Source organism: Pseudomonas sp. GQ91 (genome assembly GCF_059758795.1).
The window spans coordinates 1-21,680 of the sequence record NZ_JCAXED010000019.1 but is presented as its reverse complement, the minus strand read 5'-3'; the positions used below and the strand labels follow the sequence as shown (position 1 = coordinate 21,680).

General features: G+C 61.7%; 17 protein-coding genes and 1 pseudogene. 3 read left to right on the top strand and 15 right to left on the bottom strand.

Annotation, left to right across the window (positions count from 1 at the left end):
• Positions 1 to 66: 66 nt before the first annotated feature.
• The 6 genes from AC6CIA_RS23675 to AC6CIA_RS23650 all read right to left on the bottom strand — a co-directional run bounded on the left by AC6CIA_RS23675 (position 67) and on the right by AC6CIA_RS23650 (position 5,818).
• Positions 67 to 699 (bottom strand): NADH:ubiquinone oxidoreductase subunit N, encoded by a 633-nt coding sequence (locus AC6CIA_RS23675; RefSeq protein WP_084381638.1) that lies wholly within the window; start codon positions 697 to 699, stop codon positions 67 to 69.
• 80 nt (positions 700 to 779) lie between these two features.
• Complete coding sequence (locus AC6CIA_RS23670; RefSeq protein WP_498315564.1) at positions 780 to 2,222, bottom strand: efflux transporter outer membrane subunit; 1,443 nt, start codon at positions 2,220 to 2,222, stop codon at positions 780 to 782.
• Entirely contained in the window at positions 2,219 to 3,109 is an 891-nt protein-coding gene (locus AC6CIA_RS23665; RefSeq protein ID WP_339533065.1) for an efflux RND transporter periplasmic adaptor subunit, read from the bottom strand. Before AC6CIA_RS23665 ends, AC6CIA_RS23670 begins: the two co-directional genes overlap by 4 nt.
• Positions 3,106 to 3,315 (bottom strand): DUF1656 domain-containing protein, encoded by a 210-nt coding sequence (locus AC6CIA_RS23660; protein ID WP_084381635.1) that lies wholly within the window; start codon positions 3,313 to 3,315, stop codon positions 3,106 to 3,108. Before AC6CIA_RS23660 ends, AC6CIA_RS23665 begins: the two co-directional genes overlap by 4 nt.
• Positions 3,312 to 5,390 carry an FUSC family protein gene (locus tag AC6CIA_RS23655; RefSeq protein WP_498315563.1) on the bottom strand — a complete coding sequence of 693 codons (2,079 nt, stop codon included), beginning with the start codon at positions 5,388 to 5,390 and terminating at the stop codon, positions 3,312 to 3,314. The genes AC6CIA_RS23660 and AC6CIA_RS23655 overlap by 4 nt, the downstream gene beginning before the upstream one ends.
• Entirely contained in the window at positions 5,387 to 5,818 is a 432-nt protein-coding gene (locus tag AC6CIA_RS23650) for a MarR family winged helix-turn-helix transcriptional regulator (protein WP_498315562.1), read from the bottom strand. The genes AC6CIA_RS23655 and AC6CIA_RS23650 overlap by 4 nt, the downstream gene beginning before the upstream one ends.
• A gap of 363 nt (positions 5,819 to 6,181) precedes the next feature.
• Between AC6CIA_RS23650 and AC6CIA_RS23645 the strand changes: the two genes are divergently transcribed.
• Positions 6,182 to 8,350, top strand: coding sequence for a PA5441 family protein (locus AC6CIA_RS23645; protein ID WP_498315561.1), 2,169 nt, complete (start codon positions 6,182 to 6,184; stop codon positions 8,348 to 8,350).
• 4 nt (positions 8,351 to 8,354) lie between these two features.
• On the top strand, positions 8,355 to 9,059 hold the full coding sequence (locus tag AC6CIA_RS23640; RefSeq protein WP_498315560.1) for a DUF3142 domain-containing protein: 705 nt from the start codon (positions 8,355 to 8,357) through the stop codon (positions 9,057 to 9,059).
• Positions 9,060 to 9,395: 336 nt separating this feature from the next.
• Here AC6CIA_RS23640 and AC6CIA_RS23635 read toward each other — a convergent pair whose 3' ends face one another.
• From AC6CIA_RS23635 to AC6CIA_RS23595, 9 genes and pseudogenes are all read right to left on the bottom strand, one after another.
• Positions 9,396 to 10,841 (bottom strand): efflux transporter outer membrane subunit, encoded by a 1,446-nt coding sequence (locus AC6CIA_RS23635; protein ID WP_498315559.1) that lies wholly within the window; start codon positions 10,839 to 10,841, stop codon positions 9,396 to 9,398.
• Positions 10,838 to 11,896, bottom strand: coding sequence for an HlyD family secretion protein (locus AC6CIA_RS23630; RefSeq protein WP_498315558.1), 1,059 nt, complete (start codon positions 11,894 to 11,896; stop codon positions 10,838 to 10,840). The genes AC6CIA_RS23635 and AC6CIA_RS23630 overlap by 4 nt, the downstream gene beginning before the upstream one ends.
• 17 nt (positions 11,897 to 11,913) lie before the next feature.
• A complete protein-coding gene (locus AC6CIA_RS23625) occupies positions 11,914 to 13,443 on the bottom strand; it encodes an MFS transporter (protein WP_498315557.1) in 1,530 nt (509 codons plus the stop codon).
• A gap of 240 nt (positions 13,444 to 13,683) precedes the next feature.
• On the bottom strand, positions 13,684 to 14,604 hold the full coding sequence (locus AC6CIA_RS23620) for a LysR family transcriptional regulator (RefSeq protein WP_498315556.1): 921 nt from the start codon (positions 14,602 to 14,604) through the stop codon (positions 13,684 to 13,686).
• A 52-nt stretch (positions 14,605 to 14,656) separates the two neighbouring features.
• Positions 14,657 to 15,268: a TonB family protein gene (locus AC6CIA_RS23615; RefSeq protein ID WP_498315555.1), complete on the bottom strand. Its 612-nt coding sequence runs from the start codon at positions 15,266 to 15,268 to the stop codon at positions 14,657 to 14,659.
• 114 nt (positions 15,269 to 15,382) lie between these two features.
• A pseudogene (locus AC6CIA_RS23610) lies at positions 15,383 to 15,490 on the bottom strand (ABC transporter permease); the annotation flags it as partial.
• 90 nt (positions 15,491 to 15,580) lie between these two features.
• The gene (locus tag AC6CIA_RS23605) at positions 15,581 to 16,942 is read right to left on the bottom strand and encodes an HlyD family type I secretion periplasmic adaptor subunit (RefSeq protein ID WP_339533077.1); all 1,362 of its coding nucleotides are present in this window, start codon (positions 16,940 to 16,942) and stop codon (positions 15,581 to 15,583) included.
• Positions 16,932 to 19,088 carry a type I secretion system permease/ATPase gene (locus AC6CIA_RS23600; RefSeq protein ID WP_498315554.1) on the bottom strand — a complete coding sequence of 719 codons (2,157 nt, stop codon included), beginning with the start codon at positions 19,086 to 19,088 and terminating at the stop codon, positions 16,932 to 16,934. The genes AC6CIA_RS23605 and AC6CIA_RS23600 overlap by 11 nt, the downstream gene beginning before the upstream one ends.
• A gap of 41 nt (positions 19,089 to 19,129) precedes the next feature.
• Positions 19,130 to 20,482 (bottom strand): TolC family outer membrane protein, encoded by a 1,353-nt coding sequence (locus AC6CIA_RS23595; RefSeq protein WP_498315553.1) that lies wholly within the window; start codon positions 20,480 to 20,482, stop codon positions 19,130 to 19,132.
• A 340-nt stretch (positions 20,483 to 20,822) separates the two neighbouring features.
• On the opposite strand from AC6CIA_RS23595, the gene AC6CIA_RS23590 reads away from it, so the two are divergent.
• A partial coding sequence (locus AC6CIA_RS23590) for a retention module-containing protein (RefSeq protein WP_498315552.1) occupies positions 20,823 to 21,680 on the top strand: 858 nt, incomplete at its 3' end.

Sequence of the window (21,680 nt, the reverse complement as noted above, 5' to 3'; positions counted from 1 at the left end):
GCTGTCGAGGGTTCGGACCTTATGCTTGCTCGGGGTAGTTCATGAGGTATCTACGGGATACTCGGCTCAGGAATACTCCATCTCGATCTCGTCAAGCTGATGATCGAAACTCTTCAGGCGGACGGTCCAGGTATACACCAGCACTTCAAACTCGCGATGAATGACCGCGTTGCCCGGCGTGTCGGTTCGCGGGTCGCAAAAGTCCAGCTGATAGCGCTCGCGGGCCATTGCGGTGGCCACATCGGAGAGTTCCCGGGCGTTGTTCAGCCAATGCCGCCCGTCGGCCACTTGCTGGTCCAGCAGCACGCATTGTTGCTTCAAGGCTTCGAGACTTTTTTCCAGAGGCGTGCCCGTGAGTTCGCCCATGACTTCCTGGAAGGTGCGACCCGGCTGCCAGTAACTGCCCCAGAAATAGCGATCAAACACTGTTTCGACCCGGCGCAACGCGACCTTGGTGTCCCAGATCGCGACCCGCGTCTTGCCTTGTTCGAGGAGTTTTTTCTTGGTTCGCTGACTCTGGTAGGAGGCCCAGGCCACAACGCCGATGGACAGCACGGCGATCAGCGCGCAGGCGCTGTCGAGGAAGATCATGGCCTTGTCGATCTGATGGGACAGCATGACGCCATAGAAATAAGTGGCCGATAACAGCACCAGTGCGAAGAGCACGCACCAGAAAGCGGGAGCATAAGGGTTTTTCATTATTGGAATCCCCATGAGCAACGCAAGCAGTGATCAGCGGGCCATCACCACGGCCCGACTGTCAAAGCATAGCAACCACGTCAGGGTTTGCCGGGTTCCGCACCTTGCGTTCGTCCGCTTTCCCAACCGCCGCCCAGGGCCAGGAACAAATCGATCTGGCTCATGGCGACCTGGGTATTGGCCTGCGCCAGTTGCGCGCGCATGTCGGTGTAGGTGCGGGTGGCTTGCAGGTCGGCGAGGAACGACTCGCGGCCGGCCTGGAAGAAACGGTGGGTCTGCTCGGCGGCCTGTTGTGCCGACTGTTCGGCCTCGGCCAGGGCATCACGGCGCTGCAATAGAGCGGTGTACTGCGCCAGCCCGGTCTGGGTTTCGCGAATGGCGTTGAGCACCACGCCGTCAAACTGCGCCAGGGCGCCTTGCGTCGCGGCTTCAGCCTGGTGGATGCGCGCGCGCGAGCCGTTGGACGGCACGGTCCAGTTCAGCAACGGACCAAAACCCCAGCGGTTGGCGGCCGGTTTGCCGAGGTTTTCGAGAAGCCCGACCGTGCCAATGGAAGCGCCGATGCTGATATCCGGGTACAGCTCGCCAGTGGCGACACCGATACCGGCGGTGGCGGCGGCCAATCGACGTTCCGCCTGGCGCACGTCGGGCCGGCGCTTGAGCAAGGCCGCGCCATCGCCGACCGGCAGCAGTTGAGCGATGTGCGGCAACTCGGCGCAATCGCGGGTGCCGGCAGGCAATTGCTCCAGCGGCTTGGCCAGCAACATCGACAAGCGGAACAACGCGGCCTGGCGCGACGCTTCATAACGCGGCAGTTCGGCGCGCAGGGATTTGAATTGGGTCTGCGAACGCGTGACCTGGGTTTCATCACCGCGCCCGGCATCGCGCAAGCGCTGGGTCAAGCGCGTGCTCTGGGCTTGCAGGTCGAGGGAGTGGCGGGCAATTTCCAGTTCTTCATTGGCCGCGCACACTTGGGTGTAGGACCGCACCACGTCTGCCACCAACGTGATGCGGGCCGTGTCGACAGCGGCCTGGGTCGCGTCGGCATTGGCCTGGGCGCCTTCAATACCGCGTTGCAAGGTGCCGAACAGGTCGAACTGGTAGGAAGTGGTGATGCCGACATCACCCACGTTGGCCACCGGCACTTTATCCGCCAGCAAAAACGCCTCGCCGGATTCCTGCAAACGCTGGGCTCCGAGCTTTACGCCGCCGCTCCAACCGCCCGCGGATTGCGCTTCTTGCACCTGGAAACGCGCCCGTTGCAGATTGGCCGCCGCGACACGCAGGTCGGTGTTGGACGCCATGGCCTGCTGCACCAGCTCGTCCAGACGCGGATCCTGGTACAACTTCCACCAGTCCGCCGGCACCGGGGCCGAGACGACGTGATTGCCCTGCCCGGACAGTTGCCCTTGGAGGTCGCCACGGTTCACGGCGGCCTTTTCGGGCACCTGGTAATCCGGTCCAACCACCTGACAGGCCGACAACAACAGACCCAACGCGGCGGCCGTCAGCAGTCGCTTCATGGTTGGTCTCCAGCGTCGGGCTGGTCGTCGATGATCGACACCGTGGCCGTGCGCCCGGCAATCATGCGGAAGTCCTCGGGCACTTCATCAAAGGCAATGCGCACCGGAATCCGCTGGGCCAGACGCACCCAGCTGAAGGCCGGGTTGACGTTGGGCAACAGGTTGGAGCCACTGCTGCGGTCGCGGTCTTCGATCCCGGCGACAATGCTCTGCACATGCCCGCGCAGGCGAGCGCGGTCACCAACCACACGAATGTCGACGCGTTGGCCGACATGGATACCGTCGAGCTTGGTCTCTTCAAAATAGCCATCGATGTGGAAAGAGTTGCTGTCCACCACCGACAACACCGGGCGTCCGGCGGTGACAAATTCCTGGGCGCGGGGCGCGCGGTCGTTGACGTAGCCGTCCACCGGGCTGCGGACCACCGAGCGGTCGAGGTTGAGCTGGGCGCTGTCGACCGCCACTTGTGCTTCGGCCAGGGCCGACTGGGCACGGGCCACGCGAGACAGGCTTTCTTCCAGTTGTTCGCTGGCCACCAGGTTACCCAGGCCACGATTACGCTTGGCTTCGCGCTGGGCCTGGGCCAGGGTTTCCTGGCGGTCGGCGACAGCGGCCCGGGCTTGACGCAAGGCCAGCTTGAAGCGGTCCTGATCCACCGAAAACAGCACTTGGCCCCGGCTGACCAACTGGTTGTCGCGCACGTCCACATGCTGGATCAACCCGGAGACGTCCGGGGCGATCTGCACAATGTCGGCGCGGATGTGCCCATCGCGGGTCCAGGGCGCAAACATGTAATACATCACCATGCGCCAGACCACCACGCAGGCGAACGTCACGACCAATAACGTCAGGACCACACGGCCGATAGTCAAAAAAGGTTTTTTCATGTCATCAGGTATCGACTGAGTGAGTCCACCGCGCCCAGCAACAGCGCGTAGAGAGCTACATTGAACAATGCCCGGTGCCAGACCAGGCGATAGAAGTGAGCACGCGTCAGTAAGCCATGCACCACCAGGTACAACACATACGTAATGCCCATCAGCACCAGCAGCGTGGGCAGGAATACCCCGCTGATATCCAGATCACCGATCATAAGGGCGCTCCATCCGGTAACGGCGCTTGCATCTCGCCCGAGCCGACAAACTCGACGCCGGGCAACAGCGCCAGGCGCAAGCCGCTGAGGGCGTGCAGCAGGTGCAGACGGGTTTCGCCCGCGTCCTGCAAGCCCTGGCCATTCAGTGCGCGCCGGGTTCGGTCGAGGGTCATCAGCAGACCGCTGGGCGTCGGTAAGCGTTCACCGGCTTTCAGGCATGCCTTGAAGTACGCGCCGACCTCGGCCACGACTTGATCGAGCAACACGCGCGGCACGCCGAGGACACGCGGCGCATAGGCCAACAGGTCCAACAGGTTCAACGCCACGCGCAACTCGCGCAGGGCCACACCGCTGTCCTGTCCGGTCATGGCCAGCCGCGGCAGGTGTTGCATCAGACGGTCCAGCATCTGCACGCCGAGGTGACGATGTTCGGCCAGGGTGGCGGGCTCGGTGAGGCTGACAATGTCGCGCCAGCTGAAACGGGTCAGGCGCTTGGCCGCCAGTTCCGCGCCGAACGGCCGCGCGATCAGGGTCCAGACGAAGGCGAACAACAAGCCCATCGGACCTGCCAGGTTGGAGTTGGCGAAGCTCAGGAAATCCGCGTCGTAGGCGCCCTGAATGCTGATGAACGACGAGGTGTTGACGATGGTCAGCAACATGCCCAGATAGAACCGCGGTTGCACCGTCAGCGTGCCGACGCAGATGAACGGCACCGCGAAGGCCAGCACCAGCATCGGGAAGTCGTGCAGGTTGGGCAGGATCAGAAACAGGTAGAGGCTGGCGAACAATACCGACATCGCGGTCCAGAAAAAGAACCGGTAGATCTGCGGCGCCGGGTCGTCCATCGAGGCAAAGAAGCTGCAAGCCACCGCCGCCAGGATCACCGCGCTGCCGCCATCGGTCCAGCCCAGCAGAATCCACAGCACCGAGGCCACGATAATCGCGCTGACCGTGGAAAACGCCGAATACAACATCAGGCCACGGTCCAGGAACGGTGTCAGCCGGCCCAGGCGCCAATGCCGGTAAACCGCGCGCCACGGCGCCTGGCTTTCACACTGGATCGCGGCTTGCAGGCTGCGGCAGTCCTGCCACAGATCGATCCATTCGCCCAGCCGATACAAGGCGTTGGAAAACAGTAACTGATGGCGATCGTCCAAGGCGTCGGCGTCGGGCTGCAAGGCTTCAAGCTGGTCACGCAGGGCGCGCCAACGTTCAACCGGCGCGTCGTTGGCGGTGCTGTCCAGCCACTCGCTGGCAGCCGTCAACAACGGCGCGAATGTGCCGACCAATTCCGGGGTACGGCGCTCCAGGGCATACAACGCGTCATCCAGGGCATCCACCACCGGCAGCAAATGAATCATGCGCCCGCGCAGCTCTTTGGTATTGCGCACGGTTTGAGGGCGTGCGCCCTCGTGAGGCAGCTGGCCGATCATCAGCTCCAAGGTGTTGAAGGTCGCGACCATGCCACCGCGCAGGCTGGCGACTTCCTCGGGCTGCACGTCGCGGGTCAAAAAGCGCTGGCTGTAGAGCGTCGCATCGGCAAACCATTTGCTCACCGACGCATCGAACACCGGCGCCAGGCGTCGCGGCCAGAACATCGCTCCGACCACGGCCGCCACGACAATCCCGAGGAAGATTTCTTCGGTACGCGCCTCGGCGACATCCCACACCGCCAACGGGTTATCCACCACCGGCAAGGCGATCAGCGGCAACGTGTAGCCCGCCAGCATCAGCGCGTAGCTATTGGCAGTGCGCAAATGCAGAGACAAGAACAGCAGAATCCCGGTCCACAGCGCGATCACGATCGCCAGCAGGTACGGGGTCTGCACGAACATCGGCACGAAAAACACCGCAGCCATCGCCCCGAGAAAAGTGCCGATGGCACGGTACAGCGCCTTGGAGCTGGTGGGACCGACAAACGGGCTGGACACGATATACACCGTGGCCATCGCCCAATACGGTCGCGGCATTTGCATCAGCATGGCGATGTACAGCGCGATCATCGACGCGGCGAAGGTACGTACGCCGTAAAACCAGTCGCGGGCTGGCGGCATGCCGGTAAAAAATCCGTTCACGACGGCGCGACCGCAGCCGGATGACTGGCGTTTTCAAACGCTCGCAGGACCCGCAACGCGGCCTCCAGATCAGCGGCGTCAATGCCCGCCAGCACTTCATGGCGCAGCCGCACCAACTGCGCTTCCACCGCTTGCACCAACTCGCGGCCCCGGGCGGTCAGGCTCAAGGCCTTGGCCCGACGGTCATGGATATCTTCAGCGCGACAGACGTAACCGGCGCTGCACAACTGATCCAGCAGGCGTACCAGCGACGGGCTTTCCATCCCGGAGGCCTGGGCGACCTTGACCTGATGCACGCCGTCGCCAAGGCGGCCGATCATCAACAGCGGCACCGCGCAGGCTTCGGAAATACCGTAGTTCACCAACGTGGCCTGGCAGATTTTGCGCCAGTTGCGGGCGCCTGCCACCATGCTGCTGCTGAGGTTCATATGAAGGTGTTCGAGGGCTTGGGACACGTGAGGATTCGCATAAAGTTAGTTTGCTAACTATCAATATGATGGAAGATGAATCTTACCCAGTCAAGTTTTGATACAAATTCGCGGACAGGTGGCTTGCAGGCGTGTTCGGCACCCGATGCCGGTCAGTTAGACAAAAATCCTGTGGGGGCGGCGGTGCGACGATTCGACTTACTTGCGAAGACGGCGTAACAGCCAACATTGATGTTGCCTGTTACACCGCTTTCGCGAGCACGCCCGCACCCACAGGACCGTGCAACAATTTGTAATCTTCGCGCTATCATCCTCACCTCTTCGCCCTGCGGCACTTATGGACTCTAGGAACAAGGACCCTTCATGCGCATCCGTCTTCTGTCATCCCTCACGCTGGCCCTGTTTGCCGGCGTTTCGATCCAGGCCCAGGCCAGCAGCGATGACTCGTGCTACCCCGACTGGCGGGTGTCGCGTGACACCCTCACCGGCTGCAGCAACATGCCCTTCCTGAGCCCCGGCAACGACAGCCGGGTCAATCTGCGACTGCTGCTGGCTGATCAGAAGAGCGCGCCGCTGACCCCGAATGCCTTGGGCGAAGACGATCTGGCCCAGGGTTTCGGACCGGTGCCGTTTCCGGTGTATCGCCTGGTACCCAACCCACCGGCCATGCAATCGTCTGAAGAACAAGGTACGGCCAGCAGCATCGAATTGGATCAGTTACTCGGTTCACTGGGCATCCAGCGTGAGGTCGCCCCAGCGGCAGGCGAGCAGTTTTTGTCCGGCGAAGGCAGTCGCTGCCGCAGCAATAACGATGACAGTGCGGCAGCGTTTATCCGTCAGGTGATCCAGGCGGATATTCCGGCAAATGAACGGGCATTGTTGGCCAACGCGCGCCTGAAATTGCTCACCACCTGCGACTGGCAGGGTTCGGTACTCCTGGAACCGCAGTTGATCGCGTCAACCCAGGGTCGTGAGCTGACGACGTATTTGCTCGCCGCTTCCGACTTTTACAGCGGACGCTTTGTGTATGCCGAACGCGGATTTGCCGCCGTCTCCGTGACGTCGCTGCCCTGGCTGAAGGAAACGGCGGTGTACATGATCGCCCGCGCCTCGCTGAATCATGCTCAGGAAAATGCCTTCGACGAATACGGCATGCCGCAGCGCCAGGCTGTGGATAAAAACGCCCTGGACGAAGCCGAGCACAGTTTCCTCAGTTACCTGAAAACTTATCCACAGGGCGAATACGCCGCCTCCGCTCGCGGCCTGCTGCGCCGGGTACATTGGTTGGCGGGCGACGCGAACAAACTGGCGGAGGATTTTGCCTGGCAACTGACCGAAGCCAGCGATGCCCAGCGCAACGTCTCCATCGACGAACTGGTGGAAGAAACCGACAACAAATTGCTGACAAGCCATGCCGATAGCGTCAGCAACCCGATGCTGCTGGGGATCAATGACTTGATGGGGATGCGTGCGTCCAACCCGCCCAAGCTGAGCCGCGAAATCCTCGACGCCCAGAAGGCCGCATTTGCCGACGAACCGGCGTTATACGCCTACCTGCAGGCGGCGTTCGCGCTGTATGTCGAGCACCAGCCCGACAGCGCCTTGAAGCATTTGCCGCGGGAACTGCCCTCGAACCTGGATTACTTCGCCTTCAGCCAACAGACCCTGCGCGGCCTGGCGCTGGAAGCCAAGCAGGATTGGCAAGGCGCGGCAGACCTTTGGCTGCAACTGTTGCCGCTGGCCAAGCAGCCGTTGCAGCGCGACCAACTGGAACTGGCACTGGCCATGAATTACGAGCGCAGCGGCCAGTTGGCCAAGGTGTTCGCCAGCGACTCGCCGATCCAGTCCAGGCAGGTGCGTTATATCCTGTTGCGCAGCGTCGCCGGTCCTGAGCTGTTGCGCCAGCAGATCACCCAGGCCAGCGATCCCCTGGAACGTTCCACCGCGCAATTCGTGCTGCTCTACAAAGACTTGCTGCGCGGCCAATTCGCGACGTTTGCCGAAGATTTGCAGCAACTGCCGGCATCGGCTTCCGCAGACAAGCTCGGCACCAGCCTGGGCTATGTCTACGACGGCGGACAGTCCCTGAAGTTGTTCCACTGGAATGGCGACCAGGCGCAATCAGGCTATGCCTGCCCGAGCATTGCGCAGACCGCGGGCACGTTGCAGAACGCTCCGAAAAACCCGCACGGCCTCAACTGCCTTGGCGAGTTCATCCTGCGCAACGGCCTGGACAGCATGCCGCTGGAACACGCCCGTTCGGCTGGCAGCCTGGGCAGCAGCGCCTCGGACTTCAAAGGTCAGACCTTCTCGCGGCTTGAAGGCTACAAACAGGTGATCGCCAATCCCCAAGCGCCACGTGACGACAAGGCTTACGCGCTATTCCGTGCGATCAACTGCTATGCGCCTTCCGGCTATAACAGTTGCGGTGGCGAAGACGTCGACAAAGCGGTGCGCAAGGGTTGGTTCCGTCAGTTGAAAAGCGGGTTTGCCGACACTCAGTGGGGCAAGTCGCTGCAGTATTACTGGTAAGCGCGTGAGAGGCTTCTGGTTATCGCTGCTCCTGCTGGCGAGCCCGGTCTTCGGCGCGGTCGATGCCCATGACTACGATGCATTCTGGCTGTGGAGCGGCGTCGCGCCCCAGCCGGTGCTCAAACAGGCAAAGACCCTGTACATCCTCCAGGGCCAGATCAACTCCACCCGCCGTCAACCCGGGCGTGGCGTGCAGTTCATCGCCCAAGGCATGAGCGTGCCGCGCATCCGTCAAGGTGAAGTGTGGGTGGTCTACCGCGCTCATACGTTGCGCTGGCCGGCGTCGGTCTACACTCAACTGCTGGGGCAAGTGCAACGCTGGCGGGCGGCCGGCAACCCGGTAATCGGTATTCAGATCGACTTCGACGCCCGCACCCACTACCTGCACGAATACGCCAACTTCCTCAAAGACCTGCGCCGACGCCTGCCCAGGGACCTGCGCCTGAGCATCACCGGGCTGATGGACTGGAGCAGCAACGCCGACCCCGAGGCCATCGCGCAACTCAAGGGTGTGGTGGATGAAGTGGTGGTGCAAACCTACCAGGGGCGCCACAGCATCCCGGACTACGCCGCCTATCTGCCGCGAATGAACCGACTGGGCATGCCGTTCAAGATTGGCTTGATCCAGGGCGGGGAGTGGCAGGCGCCGCACTACCTGAAGAACGCTGAGTGGTTTCGCGGCTACGTGGTGTTTTTGCAGAACCCTTGAGTGGGTGCGGCGATGTCACACCGCCCGGAGGGAGCGGAACCTGTGAGAGCGGGCTTGCTCGCGAAAGCGGTGTGCCAGACAACCTCAATATTGACTGTTACGCCGTCTTCGCGAGCAAGCCCGCTCCCACAGAAATTTCGCCTGAAGGGGTAGCGGCAGCCTGTAGGAGCGAGCTTGCTCGCGAAAAACCTCAACGATAACGCGTGCCTTCTGGATCAACGCGGCGCCTTTGAGTTCTTCGCGAGCAAGGGCTAGGCGCTCCCCTCGCACCTATAAAAAGCCTTAACTGATCGGCATTAGCCTGAAGGGGTGCTAATCAGCAGCGGGTATTGTCGCTTAGCCCCCGGCGGTCTGCAGCGGATACACCGATTCCCAGCCGCCACCCAGCGCCTTGTACAAGCCGACCATGGCCAGGGACACGCCGGTCGAGCTTTCCACCCACTGTTCCTGAGTCGCCAGCAACGCACTCTGCACGGTGAGCACGTTGACGAAATCCACCACGCCTTCGACGTACTGCTGCTGGGCGGTGACCAAGGCGATCCGGTTCTGGCGCACGGCCTCGGCGAGGCTGTCGCGCCGCAGTTGGCTGGCGTTATAGCGGCTCAGTTGATCGTCGATTTCATGCCAGGCCCGCAACACCGTTTGCTGGTAGACCAGGGCTGCTTCCTGTTGCTGGGCTTCGCGCAGATCGAGCATGCCTTGCAGGCGTCCCCCATTGAAGATCGGCAGGCTCAATTGCGGGCCGAAGGCAAAGGTGCGCGAGCCCCAGGAACCGAGGTCCGACAACTGCATGGCCTGGGACCCGAGATTGCCAGTCAGGGTGATACGCGGGTAGAAATCAGCCTTGGCCACGCCGACGCTGGCGGTGGCCGCATGCAGGCGCGCCTCGGCCTGACGAATATCGGGGCGCCGCTGCGCCAGTTGCGACGGTAAACCAATAGCCACCTGGCGTCGGGTCTGCGGCACGGCGGCCTCTTTCGACAGTTGCGCGTACAAGGCTTGCGGCGCCTGGCCCATCAACAAGCTCAAGGCGTTGATCAATTGGTCCTGGCACTGCTGCAAATCCGGCAAGCGCGCTTCGATGGCGGCCACTTGAGCGGCGGCCTCGGCCACGTCCAGATCGGTCGCCACGCCATCGGCCAGGCGCAGTTTCGAGAGCTTCAGGCTATGGCGCGCGACGTCCAGGTTTTGCTCGGTGACGGACCGGGTATTCTGTACACCACGCAGCTGGATATAGTCCTGAGCGATTTCGGCCAGCACCGACAACAGCACTGCGCGCCGATCATTTTCGGCCACTTGCAAGGTGGCGTCGGCAGCTTCGGTCTGACGTTTTACCCGGCCCCAGAAGTCCAGCTCCCAAGAGGCGGAAAACCCCGCATCCCACAGGTTGAAGGCCGAGCGACCGTTGTGCCCGGACGGATCGTTGAGGCCCTTGGCGCTGTTGCGTTTGCGCCCATAGTCAGCGCCGGCATCGACGTTCGGGTAACGTTCGGCGGTGGTCACCTGGCGCAAGGCGCGACTTTGTTGCAAGCGACTGCTGGCCAGTTTCAGGTCAAGGTTGTCGTCCAAAGCGCGGCGTACCAGCGCCGACAATTGCTCGTCGTGAAACACGTCCCACCAACGCTGTTCAAGCGGCTCGGTGACGGCTCGACTGGCAGCCTGCCGACCTTGGGGCGTAGACCATTGCGTGAGCTGCGGTGCCGGCGGCCGCTGGAAATCCGGACCTAGGGTACAAGCGCCCAGGCTGCACAGGCTCAACGTGAGCAGAACAAACCGTCTCATTGCTGGGCCACCTCGCGTGGCTGGGTTGCCGGTTGGGTATCGACGCTGGCTTCCACCGACATGCCGACCCGCAGACGTTCGGCCAGCGCCTGGCCGGGCTCCAGACGGATTTTCACCGGTACACGCTGCACCACCTTGGTGAAGTTGCCGGTGGCGTTGTCCGGCTTGATCGAGGCGAAGGTCACACCGGTCGCCGGCGCCAGGCTTTCGAGGTGGCCGTTGAGCACCTTGCCGTCCAGGCTGTCGACGCGCACTTCAACGGCCTGCCCGGCGCGCATGTGTGACAGTTGGGTTTCCTGAAAATTGGCCACCACGTACGCATCATCCAACGGCACCACGGCGAGGAGCCTGCTGCCGGGCGTGACAAAGGCGCCCACGCGCACCGCGCGCTCACCGACCATGCCGTCGACCGGTGCGACGATGCGCGTATAGGAGAGTTGGTAACTGGCCATTTCCAGTGCCGCCTGGGCACGTTTCAAGCCACCTTCGGCGGCATCGCGCTGGGCGCTGAGGATTTCCACCTGCTTGCGTTCGGCCGCCAATACCGCGGAGGCATTGGCCAGGCGCGCAGTGGCCTGGTCGATGCGGGTCTTGGCTTGCTGGGCATTCTGTACCGTACCGGCGCCGACACCGGCGAGGTGGTTGTAGCGGCTCAGTTCGTGTTGGGCGAAAGCCATTTCGGCACGATCCGCGGCCACCGTGGCCTGGGCCTGGGCGATCACCGAGCCTTGGCGTTCCAGCGTTGCCACGGCATTTTTCAACTGTGCTTGCGCCACCAGTGTTTCAGCATCGGCGGCCTGGGCGGCAGCACGCAAGTCGCGATCGTCAATCAGCGCCAGTAACTGCCCGGCCTTGACGCGCTGGTTGTCCTCCACCAGCACCGCCTTGATAAACCCGGACACCCGCGGCGCCACCAGGGTGTAGTCGGCCGCGACAAAGGCATCATTGGTGGTCTGGCGTTTGCCGCCAAAAATGCCCGGCGCCAGCAGGTACACCAACACGCCCACGGCGAACACGCTGATGGCGGCCACGGCAATCTGGTCTTTACGTTTCATAAGCATCCTTTGTTCAGTCAAGACGGCGCACGGGGCGGATAGATCCGCGTCGGCATCCAGAAAATCAGCAGGATCAACGCCACCGCGACAGCCGCCATGACGTAATAGAGATCCGCAGAGGTCAGCACCACGGCCTGCTGGTGCAACCGATGGGCAAGCGCCGGGGCGTCGCTGTCCGCCAGCGGTGAGTTGCCCAGGGCATCCACCAGCATCACCGAGTGAAAATGCAGACGGTGGGTGGTCAGTGCCTCGATTACGCCGGTGGCAACCACGGCGGCCAAGCCTTTGACGGTATTGAACCAGGCCGAGGCGAATGGCCCGTCCGCTGGCACGATGCTGCCGGTGGAAAGCATCAGCAGCGGCAACACCGCCATCGGTTGCCCGAAGATTTGCAGCAGTTGCAGCGCATAGAAATCATCGCGAATCCACGCTGATGTCAGTTGCGCGCCGCCGACACAGGACAGCACCAGCATGCTCAGGCCAATCCCCAATACCCAGCGGCAATCGACCCAGCGCAGGTTGCACAACGCCGCTACCAGCGGCAGCGCGATCAACTGCGGCAGCGCCATGACCAGCATCACCGGCGCGGTCTGCAACGGCCGGTAGCCCTGGACCTGTGCCAGATAATTGGAAGGGATGATGATGACCGCGAGCAGCACCACCAATACCCCGGCCAACACGATCAAGGCGAACGCCAGATTGCGCAGCCCGAGCATCTGCAATTTGAAAAACGGCATCGGGTGGAACCATTCATTGAGCATGAACAGCACCAGCAACAGCGTGCCGCCGCACAGCAACGTGGTGATCAGCGACGACTCGAACCAGTCCAGGCGATTGCCCTGCAACAGACCGATCACCAGCATGCAGATCGCCGGAAATCCCAGCAGCAGGCCGCGCCAGTTGAATTGCTTGAAGCGTTCCAGGCGCAGCGGATCCTGGGGCAAGCCGTAGGCCACGGCGGCCATGGCCAGCAGGCACGGCGCAACGATTTGCCAGAACGCCCATTGCCAGCCGACATACTCGGTCCACAACGCGGCCAACGGCGTACCGAGGCTGGGCCCGAAGGTGGCGGTCAGGGCATAGCCGGCCAGGCCGTACAATTTCACATTGGCGGGCAGGAAACGCAGGGCCACGGTCATCAGCATCGGCGGCAAGGCGCCGCCCGCCAGACCTTGCACCGTGCGCAGCAGCAACAGGCTTTGATAATTCGGGGCGAAGGGACACAGCACGCCCAACACGGTAAACAGGCCAATGGCCCACAAGGTGAAACGGCGCAGGGACAAGGTCACCGCGCACCACGGCGCGAACGCCATGGCCGCCACGGACGTCGCGGTATACGCGGCCACCAGCCAGGTGCCTTCGTCAAAGCCGATGTACAACGCGCCGCGAATGTCGGCGAGGGCGACCTTGGTCACCATGTCGTTGAGGCCCGAGACCAGCACCGCGAGCAACACACCGACCAGGCCGACGATGATGCGCGGGCCGAATACCGGCGGGCTGATGGCGTTGGGTTTGGCTGCGGCCAAGGGGGCAGCGAGGGAAGTCATGGATACAGCTCGGAAAAAGAATACCCGAGCAGTTTAATAAGGCATAGACATGACGAAAACTGACTTATTGGCAGGTTATAAGTGCATCAGGCGCAATGCTCAAAGCAGCACCTTGTAGGAGCGAGCTTGCTCGCGAAGAACTCAAAGGCGCCGCGTATCCCGAGGTACGCGTTATCGTTGACGTTTTTCGCGAGCAAGAGCTAGGCGCCCCCCTCGCTCCTACAGGCGTTCGCTTAAGTGTCATGCAGGCTGCGCTTCGCGCCAGGTGGCTTCGCAGCTCTCGCGCACGGTTTCACGCAACCATTTGTGGGCCGGGTCCTTGTCGAAGCGTGGATGCCAGGCCTGGGTCAGTACGAGGGTCGGCAGGGAGATCGGCAAGGTAAACGCGCGCAGCGGCAGCTTCAGGCGTTTGGCGCTGTACAGCGCTTCCTTGGGCACCGGCAGGATCAAGTCGGAATCAGGCAACATGAACATCGCGCCGTGAAACCCAGGTGCAATCATCGCCACGCGGCGCTCCAGGCCCTGGGCGTTGAGGGCGGTGTCGATCGGGCCGCGGGCGATACCTCGGCGCGAGATGCTGATATGCGAGTAGCTGGCAAATCGCGCGGCGGTGATTTCTTCGTCGAACAGCGGATGCCCTTCCCTGGCCAGGCCAACGAAGGTGGTGGAAAACAGATTCTGCACCTTCACTTCCGGGGTGATCGGCATGGTGTTGCCCACCCGCAGGTCGAGTCGGCCTTCGCGCAGCGCTTCATCATCGCTGTCGCCTTCCGGGACAAAGCGCAGTTCACAATGGGGCGCCATGCGTTCCATGGTGTCGAACAGGCGGCCACCGTACACGCCGACAAAAAAGTCGTTGGCGCGCACGCTGAAGCGCCGGCGCAAGGTGCTCAGGTCCACTTCGTCCGCAGAGCGAAACAGCAGCGCCGCCTGCTCCACCACATTGCGCACCTGCCCCTGCAGCTCCAGGGCCTTGGGTGTCGGCACCAGGCCGCGACCGGCGCGCACCAGGATCGGATCGCCAACCGCCTCGCGGATGCGCGTCAGCGTGCGGCTCATGGCGGCGGGGCTCAGGTTCATCCGCCGGGCAGCGCCCACTACGCTGCCTTCATCAAGCAAGGCGTCGAGGGCGACCAGCAGGTTCATGTCCGGTAATTGCATGCCAAGCACTCGTGAACAGTATGGAGTACACCGAACGCAATCGTAGCAGGCTTTACAGGTAGCGCTTCAGATTAGCCGGAAGGAAGTCGGCATAGACCGCTCTAGGGTTGGCCTGGCATTTTCGGACGATTCTCGGCAGCACTTTTTCCAACGTATCCGCCCTTTCCAGACCTTCGATGTAGTCGCTTTTACCGCTCAACGCCGGGAACATTACCGCCACACGGGTGATGGCAAAGCTCTTCACATCGATCAATGCGCGGGTCGGATGGTCACGGCGAAATTGGCTGATTTCTTCGTTCAACGTGCTGCACGACTGATAAGTCGTTTGGCTGAACGTCAGTTGAACAGTCTCGGTTCTTCCCAGTTCGGGAGTAAAAATCATGTCGTTTTGCGCCTCGATCACCGCAGGCCCGTCGGCACCCGCTGTCCAGGGCTTGAAGCGCCATTGTTTTGCCGCTTCAACGGCGGCCTCGCCAAAGGCCGGCTTGGTGGCGCTGAGCGCTTTCACATCGCTGACCGAACCGTCATTGTGAATATTGAGGCTGATCCGCGCATGGCCTGCGGTCGCTGTCAGTTTTTTTGGATAGACCGGCTTGGGCATGGCAACCGCTTCTGGCGCGGAACCAGCAAAAACCGATGTCGACAAAATCAATGCCGCCGCCAAGACAAAAAACCGCATCGTCGTAAATCCTTTTACCCGCCATGCCTGACGCCGGGGCGGCGTCAGGTTCGGCCGCCATTATCGAACTCGTAACGGCCGAAGGGCAATCATTCTTGTTTATCGCTGCATGCCCCAGCGCTTCACCGTAAGGCGTTCCAGGGTGTCGAACACCAGGTTTTCGACTAGCAGGCCGATCAGGATCACCACCGCCAGACCGGCGAAACCGCTCCCACATTTGACCGTATTCCCCTGCTGGAAGTCGGTCGAGTGTGGGAGCGGGCTTGCTCGCGATGAGGCCCGCCCAGACACTGAAAATCAGCGCTCGTGCAGCGCCTCGGCGCGGGCCTTGATGATGGGTTTGAGCAGGTAGCTGAGGATGGTTTTCTTGCCGGTGATAATGTCCACCGAAGCGACCATCCCCGGGATGATCAGCAAGGGTTTTTCGTCCGTGCCCAAATGGCTGCGGTCGGTGCGCAAGGTGATCATGTAGTAGGTGGTTTTCTTGTCTTCGTCGGTAATGGTATCGGCACCGATGCGCTCGAGCTTGGCTTTCAGGCCGCCGTAGATGGTGTAGTCGTAGGCGGTGAACTTGACCATCGCTTCCTGCCCGGGATGCAGGAAGGCAATGTCTTGCGGGCGGATCTTGGCTTCCACCAGCAAGGTGTCGTCCAGCGGCACGATTTCCACCATGTCGCTGCCGGGCTGGATCACACCGCCGATGGTGTTGACCAACAACTGTTTGACGATCCCGCGTACCGGCGAGGTAACCAGGGTCCGGCTCACCCGGTCTTCCAACGCTTTGCCGGTAGCCTGGGCCTTGTTCAGGTCGGTGCGCGCTTCATTGAGTTCGGTCAGGGCTTCACTGCGGTATTTGCCACGGGTTTCGTCGATCTTGCGTTGCACTTCCTTGATCGCCGACTGCGCGCGCGGGATCGCCAGCGTGGTGGCATCCAGTTGCCCACGGGTCTCCATTTCCGCACGCTTGAGACGCAGCACTTCCACCGGCGACACCGCACCCTGGGCGACCAGCGGTTCGGACATGTTGATTTCCTGACGCTGCAACGACAGTTGGTTGCGGTACTGACTCTGCTTGGAGGTGTATTCGCGCAGTTCCTGTTCGCGTTGCGTCAGTTGCTCTTGCAGGCCACCGATTTCATCCTTGAACTGCTGGCGACGGCTTTCGTACAGCGATTGCTCGTTCACGGCCTGGTTTGGCGCGGCGGCGCGCACGTCCTCGGGAATGTTCAGCGGCCGGTCTTCGACCTGGGCGCTCAAACGCTCGATGCGCAGCAACAAGGACAAGCGCTGGGCCTCGGTTTCCCCAGCGTTGGAGACAAAGCGGGTATCGTCCAGACGAATCAGCGGCGCACCGGCCTCGACGATCTGCCCTTCCTTGACGTACAGCTCGGCGACGATACCGCCTTCAAGGTTCTGGATCTTCTGCAGTTTGGAGGATGGAATGGCCTTGCCATCGCCGCGGGTCACCTCGTCAATCTCGGCGAAGCCGGACCACAGCAGCATGCACAGGAAAAAACCGATAATCCCCCAGATGGTCAGACGCACCACGCGGGGAGCGTCTTCGATCAGGGCTTTCTTGACCTCTGGCAGCGGCTGGCCGTCCAGCGAATCGGCACCAATGAAATAGCGACGGACCGCATCCTTGAATTTACGCAACACTGATCTGCCCCTTCTTCAACGCATCCATCACCACGGCTTTCGGACCATCCGCGAGGATTTGCCCGCGGTCGATCACCAACAAGCGGTCCACCAGGGAGAGCAACGACGCGCGGTGTGTCACCAGCACCACGGTCTTGTTTTCCACAACGGATTGCAGGCGCTGTTTCAAGCGCTCCTCACCGGTGTTGTCCATGGCGCTGGTGGGTTCATCCAGCAACAGAATGGGTGGGTTGAGCAGCAGCGCGCGCGCCAAGGCGACGTTTTGCCGCTGGCCGCCGGAGAGGTTTTGGCCACGCTCGCCCACTTGCAGCTCGTAGCCTTGCGGGTGCAGGCGGGCAAACTCATGCACGCCCGCCAGTTCAGCGGCTTGCAGCACCAGTTCGTCCTCGACGTAGCGGGCGCCGGAGACCAGGTTGTCCCTCAGGGTGCCGGCCAGCAACTGGATGTCTTGCGGTACATAGCCGACGTTATGGCGCAGTTCGCTGACGTCGATCTGGCGAATATCCACACCGTCCACCAGCAAGGCGCCGGAGTCTGGCTGGTAGAGGCCGACGATCAGTTTGGCCAGGGAGCTCTTGCCCGAACCGCTACGCCCGATGATGCCGATCTTCTCCCCGGGCTTGATCACCAGGTTGATATTCCTGAGCGCCATGTTCTGCTGGTTGGGGTACGTAAAGTTCAAGCCCCGGCATTCGATGGCGCCTTGCAGGGTGCGACGACTCAGCGGGCGCTCTTCGAAATTGCGTTCCTGCGGCAACTCCATCATCTGGTCGGTGGAGACCATGGTGACTTTGGCTTGCTGGTAACGGGTCATCAGGCCCGACAATGACGCCAGCGGGCTGAGGGCACGACCGCTGAGCATGTAGCAGGCAATCAGGCCGCCCATGCTGAGGTTGCCGTCAATGATCTGGTAGACGCCGAAGACGATCATGATCACACCGGCCAGTTGCTGGATCAGCAAGGTGATATTCATCGACAGCCCGGAGAGCATCTTCACCCGCAACTCAAGCCGGCTGAGGGTGCCAATGGTTTGTTCCCACTGGTATTGGCGCTCGCTCTCAGCGTTGTTGACCTTGACCGCATCCAACCCGGCCAGGGTTTCAATCAGGCTCGATTGGCGCTCGGAAGCCAAGGCCATGGTCCGTTCCATGGTCGCCACCAGCGGTTTTTGCAGCAGGTAACCGATGCCCAGCGCAATCGGGAAGGCCAACATCGGGATCCACACCAGGTGCCCGCCGAGCAGGGCGATCACCAGGAAAATCAACAGGGTGAACGGCAGGTCGATCAGGCTGGTCAAGGTCAGGGACGCGAGGAAATCGCGCAGGCTCTGAAACTCGTGGATGTTCTGGGCAAAGCTGCCGACTCGCGCCGGGCGGTACTTCATCGACATGCCGACAATACGTTCGAACAAGGTCGCCGAAATAATCAGGTCGGTTTTCTTGCCGGCCAGGTCCAGGCACAAACTGCGCAGGCTTTTGAGGATCAGGTCGAAGGTGTAGGCGATGAAGATGCCGGTGGCCAATACCCACAGGGTCGCGGTGGCCTGGTTCGGCACCACGCGGTCGTAGACGTTCATCACGAACAACGGCGCGGCCATGGCGATGATGTTGATCAGGAAACTGGCGGCGATGGCATCGGCGTACAGCCAGCGCGAACGCTTGAGGGTGTCGCGAAACCAGGAACGGGCACGCGGAATCAGGGTGCCGTGGCTCACGTCGAACTTGTGCTGGGGCTGGGCGAAGAACACTTTGCCGGTGTAGTCATCGGCCAGCGCCTGGCGCTTGACGATGGTTTCGCCGCCATCGCTTTCGCTGAGCAGCACCTGCGCTTCGTCTTCACCCTGCCAACCGAGCAGCACGGCCGTGCGACCATCCTTGAGCAGCAGCAGCGCCGGCATGGCAATCGCGGGAATTGCATCCAGCTTGCGTTGCAACAGACGCCCCTGCAAACCGGCCCGAGCTGCGGCACGAGCCAGCAAATCGGCGTTCAGACGCTGGGATGGCAATGGCAGGCCGGTGGTCAGCATCGCTGCACTGGCGGGTTTCTGGTGCAAGGCACAAAGCGCCAACAACCCGTCCAGTAACGGGTCATCGTGCAACGTGCGTGGATCATGACTGAGATGAACTCGACTGACTTCTGATTCCACGCGGGTACTCTCGACTAACTGATGGGACTATAAGGAATAGCTCAATTCATCCCGGGCAGTTGGACTTTCGGCTTCACATCGTTCTGTACGACGGAAGCCATTGGTGCGACCACTCCCTGGCTCTTGAGCAACTCGCCCATGGTCGCCTTGATTCGGTACTGAGTAAATAACTGAACGTTTTTTATCTCTTCCAGACGACGCGCAGCGGTGAACAATTCGTTTTCGCTGTCGAGCAAGTCGAGCAGCGTGCGCTCGCCGAGGCTGAATTGCTTCTGATAGGCGGTACGTACGCTGGTGCTGTGATCGACGTATTGCTGGGCGATCGGCACTTGGGCGTTGGCGTTGTTCAAGGCGTTCCAGGCCAGGCCCAGCTCTTCATTCAACTGGCGCAGGGCGTTGTTGCGGATATCCAAAGCCTGATTAGACTGATAGGACTTGGACTCGAGATCGGCCTTGTTGCTGCCGCCGGCGAACAGATTGAAGCGCATGCGCACCATGGCTTCCCAGCCGTTGCTGTGGGAAGGCTCGCCCCCGACGTTGTTGTCGGCATTGGTCCCCAGTTCGGCATCAAAGCGTGGGTAGAACGACGATTTGGCGGCCTCGTACTGTTGTTCGGCAGCGACGATATCGGACTCGGCCGAGCGCAGGATCGGGCTGTTGTCGAGCATCTGGCGACGCGCTTCATTCAGATCGGCGGGCAGCATGGACATGAAGGTCGGCGGACGTTCCAACTGGTCGGGCATCTGGCCAACGGCGCTGAGATAGTTGGTCTCGGCGTCAGCCAGGTTGGTTTGTTCGGTGATCAGGTTGTTGCGGGCCTGGGCCAGACGCGCTTCGGCCTGGTCCAGGTCGGCGCCGCTGCCCACACCGCGCTGGGTGCGCAGCTTGATCTGGTCGTAAATGCGTTCGTGATTACGCAGGTTATCTTCAGCCAGGCGCACGAACTCACGACGGGTCAGGACTTCCAGGTAAACCTGGGCGACGGTCAGGGCAGTACGCTCGGAAGTACCGAGCAACGAGTAGGCACGGGCGTTGACGGTGGCTTGTTGACGCCCTACTTCACTGGAGGTGGCAAAGCCGTCAAAAATCATTTGCTGCAGACGCAAGCTCGACTCACCACGATTCAGCGTGTCCCAGTGGTCGGAGCCGCCGTTGGCGCGAGTGGTGGAGTTATCAGTGCCTGCGCGCCCATAACCAGCCAACACATCCACACGAGGCAGGTAACCGCCGCGAGCTGCCTTCAACTGGTAGTCGGCGGCCAGACGGCTGTTCACGCCTGCCTGAATTTCCGGGTGCACGTCCAACGCTTGCTGCATGGCCTGCGGCAAAGTCTGGGCCTGTACGAAACTGGCGGCGAGAGCGAACGGTATTGCCTTTAGAAGGTGTAGACGCATTTATAAATTCCCCAGGACATCTTGTCTCAAGTCACGGCGGATCGTGCCGCAGTGTCGGAAAATGGCAACCTTATTGACCGTACGTCGGAAAGTTCAAAAAGCGGAACTGGTTCACATATGTAGGACGGATCGCCGCGCAAATATCAATGTGACATTAGTGGAGCGATTGTTTAGGATGGCGCCAAGAAGGTCAATAGTTTGGCACAAACTTAATCATCGAAGAATCAAGCCAAAATATTGACGAAACTGACTGTCAAAATTTAAATCGCCTCCATACGGCTGCTAAAAATAGTAGCCAGGATTATGGAAGTCGCCCGAACGGATCGCCGGAGAATCGTCAATGAGCAGTGTTGTTGCCACCGTCAAAAGCATTGTTGGCCAGGTTTTTGTTATTTCTCCGGAAGGGACCCGGCGCGTACTCGTTGAAGGCGACCGGCTATTTGTAGGTGATCAGATCGACACCGGTCTGTCTGGCGCAGTCAGCCTGGAGTTGGCCGACGGTCGCATCCTGGACCTGGGCCGCGACACACAATGGAGCGCCGACGCACCTGACTCCAGCACCGACCTGGCCGCAGCGACCGCGCAGGCCGCGCCATCGGTTGCCGAATTGCAGCAAGCCATTGCCGCCGGTGCTGACCCGACGACCGAACTGGAAGCCACGGCAGCCGGCGCAACCGCCGCGGGTACGGGCGCTGCGGGTGGCGGACACAGCTTTGTGATGCTGGATGCAACCGCGGGCAGCGTCGCCCCCGTGATCGGCTTTCCCACTGCGGGGCCAAGCGCTGCCGCTTCGACCCTGACCCAGCAGACGGGTGGCGCAGCGAACACAAGCGGCCTGGTACAACAAGCGGCCACGCTGACCTTGGGCGCGACCCCGACGATCACCGAGGCCGGCGGCGTGCTGACCTACACCGCGACCATTACCCAGGCATCCAGCACTGACCTGAACGTCACGCTGTCCAACGGTTCGGTGATCACCATCCCGGCCGGCCAATTGACCGGCTCCGTCAATGTACCGTTGGCCCCCAACGACAGCCCGTACATCGACCCAAGCCAGATCAGCGTGACGGTCACCGGTACCACCGGCGGCGCCAACCTGGTCCTGAGCGTCGACCCGACGCCGGCCGTGACCCAGATCACCGACACCCTCGACACCACCACCGTGACCCTGACTGCGGGCGAGACGGTCACCGAAGGC